We start from the raw sequence: 14531 nt of genomic DNA on the forward strand, positions 1-14531 counted from the left end.
CTTTTCCAGATTGATTAGCGGTGTGTTGGTGATGTTGCCGCGCTCGTCCAGCATGATGCTGACAGCGAGCATGTAATAGATTGTTTAGGTGTTATGCGGCCGATTAGTAGGTAAGAGCGCCACTATACCAGCCGTAAGTATTAAGAAATGTTCTGGCATTAGCGGATAACACAAAGGTGTGAGTCGAAGTAGTAATTGCTGGGATAACAGTCTGATGGAACGTTTGTTACCAAGATTGGTGAGTGAACACCGCAGCGACTGATCAAACAAACTGGATAATTTGGGCTAACCATTACAGAACCTATGACGCAATGTATTTCATGTGATTGAGCATGCATCAGATTGATAAGTGTTTTTGCGATTAAGCAAATGTAATAACCACCTGCTATTTACTATCAACGAAAATCTAGCAATGCAGCGGAGTTACCCTTTCTCACAAAATATAAGGAAAAAATAGACCATGACACAATGGGTTGCGACTAAGTGGGAAAATGCGTTTTATTTGTCCGATAAATCATCTGATAACGCTGAAATTTCCAATACCCTTTTTTCAATAAAATTAACCGGTAAACTTAATCGTGAAATGTTTATGTTGGCTGTGTCCCACGCACTAAAGCAACCAAGCTTTCAGTGGACGTTTTTATGGCAAAACGAATTAATCAAACGTCAGGTAGAGGTGTCGACACAAGGTGAGTATTATGATTTTTCACAGCACCATTCACCGCAGCAGTCTGGCAAAGATAATCTTAATACACTTTACCAACAGCGATTGGTGCCTGGAGTGACGCCACTATTTAAATGGTGCTTATGCTATCTAGGTGAAAACGATCAGCAGATGGTGCATGTTTTAAATCTTGTCATTCATCATCTAATTATTGATGGCACTTCATTTCGTCAGCTTATGTGTAATGTCCAACGTTTTTATCAATTATTAATAGAATCTCAACCATTACCTGGATGGCCATCTCCAGCGTGTTATTTTACCAGTGAACAGCCAGAAAATAGTTTAACTCAATCAGAGTTGGCGTTGGCCGAACAACGTGCACAAGATTTAATCGGCCAACAATGTCAATTAATGCTACCCCGCAATGCGAAACAAAATGAAAAAGTAGAAAGTAAAACGTTATCTTTATCTGAATATATTGTGAAGGGTATTCAGGTTTTAGCTGACCAGCACAACGTAACTCGGCATATTATTTTACAGGCAATATTTGTTGGTTTACTTCACCGATTATCGGGTCAAAATGATATTTTCATGCTCTCACCAGTAAGTATGCGCCCACCCTCTCACCGGGAAGAAGGCGGATGCTGGGTCAACACGGTCATTTTAGGTCACCATTTTACCGCAGATTTGAGTTGGTCTAACCTCTTTGAACAAATCATTTTGCAACGCAAACACTGGAAAAAGGCAAAGCATATCCCTTTGGCAAATATCATTGGCGCGTTGCGTAAACAGAAAAAAGATCATTCATTTGAGCGGTTCAATCTGATGTTTGCTGAAACGGTTGCATTAAACCATACCTATCGTTTCAGTGATGGCGTCACTGTTTGTGAAAATTATGAATTTATCGAGAGCAGTAATGACCTGCAACTACTGTATTGCCAGGCAGAAAATGGTGAAATCCATTTACGTTTAAATATAGCGCCAAGTATTAATCAGGATGGGCTATTTAGCGCTTTTATGGCGCAATATCAATTAGCGTTAGATACGGTATTGGTAAATTCTGACCAGCATATCAGCGATTTGCAACTGCTTACGCCGAACATGATAGCCAATATACATCAACGTAATGCGACCACTGTAGCTTGGCCTGCCCATACGTTGGCACAACAATTCTATACCCATGTGTTAGAACAACCTGATCATATTGCGCTTATCGATGATGTGACCGGTCAAGAGTGGAGTTATGGCCAGCTTCATCATCTTGCTACCCATATCGCGACACATTTAAACACGACGTTTACTGATCCACGCCAAATGATTGTGATGTTGCATATTGAACCTCTGGCGCAGTTGGTGATTGCTATTCTGGCGGTGCAGTATGCAGGCATGATTTATTACTGTATTGATCGTAGTGCGCCGGAGGAGCGTAAAGCAGTAATGAAGGGGGTAGTACAGCCAGATTTATTGTTAGTTGATCAACCACAAATGTTTGCTCTAGCATTACCACAATTGGAAATTTCCCTCCTGCTAGAAGAAGCTCAAGCGTCGCTGCTTGCAGCCAGATCTTCCTTAGGCCAGAGACCGAAAGGGTCGGTCGAAGATCTGAGTCACCTAATTTTTACCTCCGGGACCACAGGCACGCCCAAAGGTGTGGCATTATCACACCGTTCAGTGATGAGTACTTTATATCAGCCGTTACATCTACCAATATCGCAGCGTGTTCTCTATTCCGCTAATGAAACCTTTGATTGTGCAACGCTACAGTTATGGTCAGCTTGGATTCATGGCGCGACGGTTATCACCCCGGAACGAAAAGCCATTGCTGATCCACACCGTATGCAGCAGCTGATTGTGAATTATCAACCGGACAATATTTTCTTAACGACGGGACTATTTGATAGCTACATGCAATCTGGTAAGGCCGCGCTTTTCTCAACCGTTAATACGTTGATTTTCGGCGGTGATGTTGTCAACCCTACAGCGGTGCGCGCTGCCCAGCAGGCCGGTATCAAAAATTTGTTTAATATCTACGGTCCGGCGGAAACTTGTGTTTACAGTTTTGCATATGCTGCATATGGCGAAATCAACGGCCCGGTTCCGCTTGGCTGGGTTTCCAATAATATGCAGGTCTATATTCTTGACTCGCACCAGCAACATGTTCCCGATGGTGCGATTGGTGAACTCTATTTTGCCGGGCAGGGATTAGCACGTGGTTACCATCATCGGCCAGATTTAGATAAAAATGCCTTTGTTGAAATTATCCTACCGGGCGCTAAGGAAGAAAAAGTTAGGGCTTATCGCAGCGGTGATTACGGTTACTGGAGCGAAGAGGGATTGATCTTTGTAGGTCGACGCGATGATCAGGTCAAAATCAGGGGCTATCGTGTTGAGTTAAAAGAGGTGCGCCTGGCACTGGAAGATGTACCGGGTGTTATTCTCGGTGTGGTAATTGCGCCGGGAGAAGCCGGTCATCGGCAACTACATGGCTTTTATATCAGTAATGATGCGTTGGATAGCAATCAAGTGCGTAGAGAGCTAGCTAACAAATTGCCAGAATATATGATTCCGCGGTATCTGCAACAAATTGAAAAAATGCCATTGACGGTGAACGGTAAATTTGATTTGCGTGCCTTAGAAGCGATGCGGGTGATTGAAAGGCCGCGAAACGACAAATTTATTGCGCCTCGTAATGACATTGAGATGAAACTGTATACGCTTTTTTCGCAGCTTTTTCTTAACGTGACGATTGATATCCATAGCCATTTTTTTGAACTAGGTGGTTCATCGCTGGATGCATTAAGGCTGGTAAATCTGGTTGAAAAAGAGATTGGCCAACTCCTTACTTTGACTGAATTAATTCGGTATCCAACTATTGAGCAACTCGCGGTTTTACTACGGACACGCGCTAGAGGTAGCCAACCACAAAATACGCGCGCAGAAAATTTAATGACCTTTCGTGACGGCAAGCGCCACCTTATCTGTATCCATCCAGGTGGCGGTACCGCTTATTGTTATCTCAAATTGGCTAATGCGCTCAATCGTGATCTCGGCATACATGGTATTCAGGCGCAAGGTTTAAAAGAGGGAGAGTCATTTTTACCCAGTTTTGATGCAATGGCAGACCATTACCTCACTCAAATTGAACATCTGATCAATCAACCGCATATACTATGCGGATGGTCATTAGGTGGGTTGATGGCATTATTAATGGCGCGCAAGCTTCAACAACGAGGCTTCCACCATAGCAAAATTATTATGTTTGATACCGGCTACCCTTATCCCGAAATGGTGCGTTGTATCCCACAAATGGGATTGGATGAATTTAAACAGAAACTATGTCGTTTTGATGGCATATTTCCAGATATTCGTGAAGAGGATATTGATCGTTATCACAGCTTATACAATCACCACCGTCTGTTACTTACCGGTATAACTGAGGTTCCCCATTTTTCTGGCCGTGCCTGGTTGATTCAGGTACGTGACAAAGAGTACACCTTTGATATTGAACGTGCTGCCGCATCCTGGCGCCAAGTTATCCCTCAGTTAATTGCGTTGCCTACCTCAGGTAATCATTGGTCGTTAATGGATCCACCCCACGTGCAAAAAGTGGCGGCGATGGTGGAAGATATCATGGCCGAACATTGTCAAGAGATGGTTGAGGATGTATGCCTATGAACATCGAAAAACCGCAGAATTTACTGGCTGCTTTTCACCATTGGCTGCAAACAACACCTGAGGCCGATGCTTGGGTCGATGCACAGCAGTGTTTGAGCTATCGTGAACTGGATGAGAAAAGTGCTATGTTGGCGGCCAAACTGGCTGTTTTGGTTGGAAAACCTGGCGATATTATTGTCCTGCATTTGGAAAAAGGTGCCGATATGGCGATAGCGATATTGGCTGTACTAAAGCTGGGGGCAAGTTATCTTTGTGTTGAACCCCATACACCTCAAGCCCGTTTAGAACAACTATTAGAGGATGTAGCGCCGGCGCTGGTGCTGACGTCATCTGTTATAAATTGTGCTGTACCGCAGACTATACACTGGGTTCATTACAGTCAGTTACCTAAAGCCAGTCCTGTCAGTACATTTCTGGGATACCATTCAATACCACAGGCATGTGCCTGCCTATTTTATACCTCAGGTACCACTGGAAAGCCGAAAGCAGTGGCTGTTAGTCACCAAGGGATCCTTCATATGGCCTGGCAGCCAGATTATGTCACTATCCTACCTGGTCAGGGGGTAGGCTCGGTTTCGACGCCCGCTTTTGATGCTTTCAGTTTTGATTTTTGGGCAGCGTTAACCAATGGGGCATATACAGTCATGCTCACGCCAGATATGCTCTGTTATCAGGGAACTGATAGTGACCTGAAGCCTGCTGCTGCGGTGGATGTACTATTTATTACCACTGCATTATTCCACTCATTAATATTAGGTTCAGCCCCTTTGCTGGCCTCGATAAGCTGCTTATTAGTGGGAGGAGAAGCGCTGAGGCCAAAAGCTGTTCGCCAGTTTTATCGTCAGTTTATGCCAAATCCACCCCAGCTGATCCAAGTTTATGGACCTACGGAATGCAGTACTTTTGCTACTGCTTGGCCAGTACCACAAGATTTCACTGGTGACCGACTGCCGATCGGGCAAGGGATAGGACAAACGCAGTGTTGGGTTTTGACACCGGAAGGGGAACTGGTTAGCGATGGCGAAAGTGGTGAGCTTTATCTTTCTGGCCCTGGTGTGGCTCTGGGCTATTACGCAGATGAGCAAACCACTCGTCAAAAGTTTGTCGATTGCCATTTTACGTCCACACCAATTTGTTGTTATCGCACCGGTGACAAGGCACGCTGGAACAATCAAGGTCAACTGGAGTGGTTGGCACGCATTGATAGTCAGGTCAAAGTTCGTGGCTTTCGCGTTGATCTTAATGAGTTGGAACAACATATTCTCTTGGCACCGAATATTGAAGCGGCAGTCGTGTTGACGCGTGAAAATGAGGTATCCATTGAGTTAGTGGCGTTTGTCAGTGGTAAAGCCGATCATCTAATAGATTTTCTTAAATCACGTCTTCCCAGCTGGATGCTTCCCCATGAAGTCCACAGCTTACCCGCTTTGCCATTGACACAAAATGGTAAGATTGATCGTCAGGCTTTATTTCAAACACTGACGATGCAAAATCAGTCAAAAGAGTTACAACTGGGTAGTGAACAGGATGCTGAGGCGGCACTGAGATCTCTGCTGCACCACGACAATTTCAACCCGCAACTTTCTTTAATAGATAACGGCGGTGATTCGCTGACGGCCATGAGAATGTTATCGGCCTGGCAAGTTCCAGCAGGGCAGGCGGTGGTGACAGCTGCTGAATTACTCTATAACACACCCGTCAGTAAGGTACTAGCTAGGCTACAGCCTGTTGCAGCACAGGCAACCATTACGTTTGATAACGATATTAGCCATGTGGCCTCGAGCGAACAATTGCGAATGTGGTTTATACAGCAGCGTGATCCCAGTCTTTATGCTTATGCAACCCCTTTTCTGTTTGAATTTCAGGGACTGATAGACGACAAATGCCTTGAACTGGCGTTAAATATACTGGTAAAACGCCATGGCGCTTTCCGCACTCGGCTTGAGTTTGACATAAATTCGCAACAATTATTGCAACGGGTTGTTCCGTACACTGATTTCACCCTTGTGCATCAACAAGTGAGCGATGATTGCTGGTCTAACTGGGCTAAAGCGTGGTTCAGACAACCTTTTCAGTTAGGTCAAGAGATTGCTCTGCGTGCTTGTTTACTCACCACAGATAGAGATCGGCAAGTGCTGTTGCTGAATATGCACCATGCGCTCATTGATGGTGAGTCGATGAATATTTTACTCCGTGAGCTGAGTCAGTGCTATGCGGCGCTACAGCGCGACCAACAAGTTGGGTTGGTTCCACTAAACTACTCACTATTACATCATACTGCCGCATTAAATCTTTATTATCAGAAAGATAGTTATAAGCAGAGTCTAAATTTTTGGCGGGAAAGACTGCCAGAGATACTAGCAATACGGCGACGCTATGGTTTAACTCCAGCTGCAGATATGGCGGGTGAGCGTCAGCAGCTAATCATCGACCCACAGACGACTCAGGCTATAAAAGTGCTGGCAAAAAAACAAGGGATGACACTAGCTGGATTGCTACTTAGTGTGTTGGGATGGTGCTGGGGACAGTGGCGAAAACAGAGTGCTGTCACTATCGGTTTCCCTGATGCCGGTCGTTTTTTGCCAAATAGTGAAAAAATCATTGGTATGCTAGTCAATACGCTGGTATGGCATGAACAGATATTGCCGGATGACACATTGGCTAGCTTCCTGGATCGTTCGGGGCAAGAGTTAAAAAATATTTTCCGCTATCACACGGTGAACTATGCAGACTTAACCGAACTGGCTTGCGCTATGCAGGCGGAGGGAAAATCCCTATTCGACCTGGTATTTGTTATGGAGAACACCGATTTTTCTTGCCTAGAATTGCCAGGCTTGAAGATAAAAGGCAGTGTACCAGACATCGGCAGTGCCAAATTTCCATTTTTGGTCTGTGTGACACCACAGGGGATGGCAACAGAAGTGATTCTGGAGTATCAGACGGCGTTGTTCAGTCGTGAGGAGGCCCATTTTTTTGCTAGCCAGTGGATCCGTCTGTTACAAAATTTAACCTGCGAGTCAGCTGTTATGAACACACTTTCAACCCAATTTTGCTTTCCCCCTTCATCCGCTGCCACTGTTATTGTTAATCAGGGACAGCAACAGGCGCTCACCTTTGATACGCTTCGAGTCTGGCTTGATCACCAGCGAAATCTGACTCCCAATGCTTTGGCCTTGGTCGATAATAATGGTGTGACGCTGACCTATTCCGACTTAATGGAACAGGTAGCGCGCATGGAAATATTTCTCAGTCAACAGTGGAAATTGCCCTATGGCAGTGTAGTGGCAATCCATGCTCATGCAGACCGGCACGCGATTATTGCCATTTTAGCTATGGCTAGTCGCGGTATCTGTTTTGTCGGGTTAGATGTAAACTACCCAGATAAACTTATTAACCATATTTTAACCACCGCTGGAATCGATGCGGTGATGGTGGATCAAGCTCATGCCGCTTCGCCGTTATTAATAGCTCAATCAAAATTGCCATTAATTCCGATTGATGGTTATTTGCAAGTTATAAATCAGTCACCGTTATCCCCTGATGAAGCGGTTAATGCAGATACTTTGATGTATAAGGTATATACTTCTGGCTCCACTGGGTTGCCCAAAGAACTGGCAGCACGCCACAGTCTGATGCTGAATATTGTTCAATGGCAAAATCGTATCGGGCTGGACAAACCAGCGCGTACCTTACAGTTTACCTCTCTCTCCTTTGATATTTCTCATCAGGAGATCTGCACTACGTTGTGTACTGGCGGGACACTGTTGTTAGCCCCACCCGCTTTTCGTCGTGACCATCAGGCTTTGCTGCGATTTATACAAACTGAGCGTGTTGAGCGCTTGTATATTCCCTATATCGTTTTGCAATCTTTAGCTGAGACTGCCCAGGCATTGAAAATTGAGCCTAATTGCCTTTGCGAAATAGTCAGTGCTGGAGAGATGCTTTTTTGTACTGAGGCGATTAAAAATCTGTTTCGTCAATCCCCCGGTTCCCGACTTATTAATATGTATGGTACTTCAGAAACTCACGTCGTCACCAGTTATACCTTGCAGGGTGAGCCAGATAACTGGCCAACAGCGGTTCCAGTCGGTTATCCGGCAGATAATTGCGGGGTGTATATCGTTGATGAAAGCAATCAATTGTTGGATGATCAACAACAAATCGGTCAGATTGCGATTACCGGGATGCACGTATGGCCCTGCTATCAAAATAATCCCAGCGCTAATCAGCAAAAATTCTGCCAGCTCTCACTGAACGGACAGCATCAGTTAGCTTATTTGACCGGAGATATAGGCCATTATGATAGCCAAGGGCGACTTAATTACCTGGAGCGGCTCGATCATCAAGTCAAAATTAATGGCTATCGAGTAGAATGCGGGCAGTTGGAAACACTACTGCTAGAAAGCGGCTATTTCCATTCAGTGGCAGTGATGGCGCAGCAAGGACAGTTGCTAGCCTATTTGCGTCTTAAATCACCAGAGACCCAAGTATCAACGACCGAGTTATATCAACGATTACAGCAGTGGTTGCCAGCCGGCGCTTTAAAAATGGAATTTCGTGTGGTAGATGCACTTAGTACGACTCCGAGTGGCAAAATAGACCGGGCGGGTTTAGCCAGGTTGTTATGGCACCCGCTACCAGATGATAATCTCAGCGTACAACACATTATCAGACGGCAAGCAACAAATCAGCGATCGGTGGCAGACTGGCGCTATTTATTAAGCCAGCTAATAGAGAAAGAGTTGGGTAGGAAACCTAGTAGTGAGCAGACTAAGTTTTTTGCCCTGGGATTAACATCGTTACGACTGATAAAAATCCATGTAGCGTTAATTCAGGCTGGCGCAACTACTCTCAAACTTAACGATCTGTTTGAGCATGCAAGTATTGATGAATTGAGCTATTTTTTAGCGGGTGAAACAATGACGCCGCCTTCTATCCTATCAACCGCAACGGAACAAACCAGGTTGACCGAAAGCCCAACAGACGAAAACACCATTGCGGTGATTGGAATGGCAATCAATGTCAGTCAATGTGCTGATCTGGCAACATTTTGGCATGCTGTTATGGATTCTCGCGAGTTGGTAGAGCGTGATAGATCGTTGCTTACTATTGGCAGCGATGATGAAGAGCGTAAAGTGGCAGTACGTTCATCGCTATCAGGCATTTTCGACTTCGATCCAAATTGGTTTGGTATTTCGCCACAAGAAGCAAAACGTATGGATCCACAACAGCGCCATATGTTGATGAGTGTAGTACAGGCGTTAGAAAATGCCGGCTATAGTAGCAGGGAAGATCTGGCGTCGGTTGGTATAGTGGCTAGTACAGGCGATGCATTTTACCAGCGCTGGTTAGAGCGGAGAAATTGCACTGAAAGTCGTAATAGCGATCCTTTTTTCTTAGGTTTATCTTATCAGAAGGATTTTGTGGCAACGAAAGTGGCTTATTACCTTGGCTTAGGTGGCCCGGCGCTAACGGTACAAACTGGCTGTTCAAGCTCTCTGGTGGCAGTGCATCAGGCATGCAATGCATTAAACATGGGTGATGCTGAAATGATGGTAGTGGCTGGGGTAAATATCGATCCAGATGCCGTGCAGGGGTATAAATGGGCGCCGGGCCATATCTTCTCTAGACAAGGTAGTACTAATCCGTTCAGTGACAATGCGGATGGCACGCTGACGACCAATGGGTGTGGCGTCGTGATCCTTAAACCATTGGCGGCAGCTCGGCGCGACAATGATCGCATTTATGCCGTTATCACTGGTAGTGCAATTAATAATGATGGTCGCGATAAGGCGGGATATACCGCGCCTTCTGTTGCTGGACAGGCAAAAGTGATTAGTTCGGCATTAACCCGTGCTGGAATAGCTGCCGATCGAATTGGTTATGTTGAAGCTCACGGCACAGCAACACCGCTGGGTGACCCGATCGAAATTGCTGCACTTAGCCGAGCATTCTCATCGACAACCCACAAAACAGGTTTCTGCCATATCTCGTCAGTAAAAAGTCAGCTCGGTCATGCCGGGCCAGCAGCCGGTATCTTAGGGTTGATCCGTGCTGCTTTAGCACTCTATCATCAGGTACTGCCTGCTAATGTAGGCTATCAACGTGCTAATCCATTGCTAGAAATAGATAAAACACCGTTTACTACCAGTGCCACCAGTCGCCAGTGGAAAAGTGATACACTACGTTATGCTGGCGTCAGTAGTTTTGGCATGGGTGGAACTAACGCGCACCTTATCTTGCGTGAGCCGCGGCAAGAAGAGCGCTGTTCGCATTCAGTTAAGCAACAAGGGAGCTGTCTGGCACCCTTCTCTGCCGCGACGCCACAGGCGTTACAACAGCTTATCGTTCAAGTGTTGAATGTCATGCGTACCTCTTCGCTGGATTTATCTACCCTTTGCGCACGTTTATCACTGCATAAACCGCAGCCAATACGCCATCTCGGTATATGGAACGATTTGGCTAAAGCGCAGGCAGAAATGGAAAGTTGGTTAACACAGGGACAAAACAATCAGCAGATATTACGGCGAATTGATAGACTGCAAAATAATCAGCAACTATCTCCTGCTCAGGCTCAGCAGTGCCGTGATTGGTTGCTGGACGAAGAAAGTAGTTGGCCAGTCAGCCGGGTCAATAATCATCCTGCAAGCTGGCAGTTTTCTACCACCAATTTTAACTTTGCTCCTTTTATGTTACTTCCTGCTGAGGTTCCGGCAAAACTAGCCACTAAACAGTGGCGTTACACGCCTTGCTGGCAAGTAGTAGCTCAACCTCAGATGACGGTCGCAGATCTCTGCCTGGTGATTGGCATATTGCCCGATAATGTACAGCTGACGGCACGTCAGGTGCTGGTGTTATCACCAGAAGAGAAACTCGACCATCTATTAAAACAGGCAGCAAACACTGCAGGAAATGTACAAATTCTGTGGGTTTCTTCTGTTGGTGAGAGCGCTGTTGAGCTGTTGTTAAATCTAACTCATGTCATACAGGCAGCTAGCCAGTGCCTGCCGAATCGCACGCTAGAATTGAATCTACTCACCGTCAATGCATTAAGTACGGCAGCAGGGGAAGTTATTCTCCCGGAACAGGCGATGTTAACCAGTGCACTGAATGTTATTATGCAGGAACACCCACAGATACATTGTGCACTTTTTGATTGCTGTGCTAATAGTCCTACTGTTGCTATCGGATATGGTCTGAGTCAGCATGGCATAGTATATGCACGGCGCAGCAAGCAATGGTTAAAGCTCAGCTATCAACCGCTGGTAGAGCAACCACTACATCAATTACCCATGCTTTTGCCATCAGGCACTTATGTTGTACTCGGTGGTAGCGGTGGTATCGGCCAAGCTTTAGTACAGGCAATTGCTGCCATTGCACCACATAGCCAATTTGTTCTTGTTTCACGCCGTGTAAATAAAGACCCGGTCACTTTACATTTAGCCGGTCAGTGTGAATACGAATCGCTGAGTTGCGATATCACCGACATAACCGAGGTGCAATCACTAACCAACTTGTTGCAAGCGCGTTATAACCATATACAGGGAATTTTACACTGTGCTGGCGTGCCAGCGGGTGCGCTTATTGCTCGTCACCAGTGTGTTGACGATTTCTCCGTGGTTGAGGAAAAAATTCGTAGCTGCGCAGCGCTGGAGATCCTACAAACACTGGAGCCACGTTGGATTATTTGCTCCTCCTCTATGTCAGCTATTCATGGTGGTGTTGGACAGCTGAGTTATGCTTGTGCTAACGGATATTTGGATGCGTGGGTAGCAGCTAAAGCCGCAAGCCAGCAAAATTGTTGCTATCGAACAATCAACTGGGATATCTGGCAGGATGGCGGTATGTCAATTCATGAACTTCCGGCTGGACTGCGTCGTCATGATAATCTGCTGCATTTGAGTATCGGTATCACTCGTCGTGAGGGGGCTGAAATGCTCTATCAAGCAATGAGTTCACCGCAAATCCAGCAGTTAGTATGCACAACGGGTTTTGCCGAATCCCGTTGGTTTTATCAACAACATATACCATCCCGTCCATCGGTGGTCGCCAGTTTTGATACCGCTGATAAATTTTCATTACCATTGATTAGAAAACTGTACGCGGAACATCTTGGTCTTGCAGAAAGTAACAATGACACTTCCTGGGAGAGTATGGGGGGTGACAGCATTCAGGCGCTAGAACTACTGGATGAGTTGAATAATAAATCGCCTCGCCCATTTACGCTTGCTGAATTTATGCAACTTGATACACCTGAGGCACTTTATCGTTTTATTACTGAGGATACGGCCAAACCAGCACAGCAGGTCAATAAGGTAGAACTGGCTCAGATCGTTTTACTTCACCCGATTGGCGGAGATCTATTGGCTTATCGGGAAATGTTGAAAATGCTGGATAGCCGGATCGGCGTTATTCAGATCCAAGATCCTATGTTAGGTGGACAGATACTTACCGAAGACACGCTTGTTGAACGAGCCGCGGTTTACTGCCGCCAGGTATTACCACAGCTGAAAGAAAATTGCCCTCTGATTATTGTGGGATGGTCATTTGGTGCGCTGTTAGCCTATCAGATGGCAGCTATGTCCGAACTCCAGAGCAAAAAACCGGTTTTAGTCATGCTAGATCCGCCTGCTGCCAGCGCATGGCAAACGCCACCAACGGATGACTCTCAACTGCATGGGTTTGCTAAGGAACTGAATTACAAACTGCATGACATTACTCTGCCACAGGTGAAACTTTTGATGATGGGGGAAGAGAGTGATGGATTAGACCTGTCACCCTTTACGCGAAATTATGTCGGCAATCTACTACAAGCTTTCCGGCGTAACCTCACTTGCCTACGTAGTTTCATTCCGAGTTGCCCGCCGCGAGTAATTACCTATCTGATTTATGCTAGTCAGAGCCAACAGGCGATGCAATTCTGGCGTCAGCAACTTAAAACAGCCGAGTGTATTTGTATTGAAGGTAACCACTACTCAATTTTGAACAGCAACAACGGGAAACAATTATTCAGTCAACTAAATCGAATTATCGCCAATGTCATCAACGATAGCGCCGTGACTACGTATTCGCCTATGCTCGAGCAGGCATTAACCTAACTTGCGAGGGATAGCCTTGCTTGCAAAACCAATGAATGTTGAAGGGAAAGTGCAAAACAAATCTGACAACATTGATTGGTTATGTAAAGAGTTTTGACCTTTGTGGCAAAGAGTGTGTGCTAGGTGCAGCTTTACCAATCGTACAGAAAAAAGAAAGGCTATTGGTTAAAAAAGTGTATTGGAAACAATATGACGCAAGCTGACGCGAAGAAAAGGTGGAGCAAAATTAAACCTTCACTGGAGATGAAAAATGGCTCACTTTTAAGTGGCTATTCATAATGGCGTAATTAATTGTTTTATAGATTTTTATTTTGGTTGTTATTAGCGATAGATTAGTTAAATGCTCACTTCAATCACGACTGGCTCTGCTCCACCTTTTATTCGCTATTTTGAGGTGGGGATGGTTATCCATTTACCTTGCTTACGTTACTGTTTGGTTAATTTTGATATTCGCTGTTATCAGGACGAATTATTTGCCTATTTTGCTATTCCTTTTCCTCAATCACTAAATTCCGCGGTGGTTAAACGTCGAGCAGAATATGTGGCAGTACGATATGCAACTAAAATACTGCTTCAAATTGAAGGATGTAATAACACACCCGGTATTGGGTGGGATCGCGCACCAGTTTGGCCATCAGGATGGTGTGGTAGCCTTTCTCATACCGATGGATATGCTATCGCGTTAGTGACGTCACAGGAAGCAGGCCTGATACCAGGCGTCGATATCGAGACATTCTCTTCGTTAACAATAAGAGAGACAGCAAATCTTTTTTCTTCTTTGGATGAACAAGCACTGCTGGTGGATAGTGGTATTGATTATGAAATCGCATTATTAATTACGTTTTCCGCCAAAGAAAGTTTATTCAAGGCACTCTACCCTGAAGTCAGACATTTGTTTGGTTTTGAAGCAGCCAGAGTTTGTAAAATAGAGGTTTTACATCAACGAATTACACTCGAATTGACCCAATCGCTCACTCAGTATCGAGCAAAAGGTAGCCAGATAGTGGGCTATTATATCTTGCGCGACAATCAGGTTATTACTTTCTTTGCCTGAAATATCAAGGTTATCTCTCAGGATAACAACGTTTATAGCT

General features: G+C 45.3%; 3 protein-coding genes. All 3 read left to right on the forward strand.

What is annotated here, in order from left to right; all coding sequences use genetic code 11:
• Positions 1 to 460 precede the first annotated feature (460 nt).
• Entirely contained in the window at positions 461 to 4339 is a 3879-nt protein-coding gene (locus QE177_RS00320; RefSeq protein WP_280550794.1) for a non-ribosomal peptide synthetase, read from the forward strand.
• Positions 4336 to 13437, forward strand: a complete 9102-nt coding sequence (locus QE177_RS00325) for a non-ribosomal peptide synthetase (protein WP_280550795.1) — start codon at positions 4336 to 4338, stop codon at positions 13435 to 13437. Before QE177_RS00320 ends, QE177_RS00325 begins: the two co-directional genes overlap by 4 nt.
• A 340-nt stretch (positions 13438 to 13777) precedes the next feature.
• Entirely contained in the window at positions 13778 to 14491 is a 714-nt protein-coding gene (locus QE177_RS00330; protein ID WP_280550796.1) for a 4'-phosphopantetheinyl transferase superfamily protein, read from the forward strand.
• Positions 14492 to 14531 lie beyond the last annotated feature (40 nt).

Source organism: Arsenophonus sp. aPb (assembly GCF_029873475.1).
Lineage (GTDB): Bacteria > Pseudomonadota > Gammaproteobacteria > Enterobacterales > Enterobacteriaceae > Arsenophonus.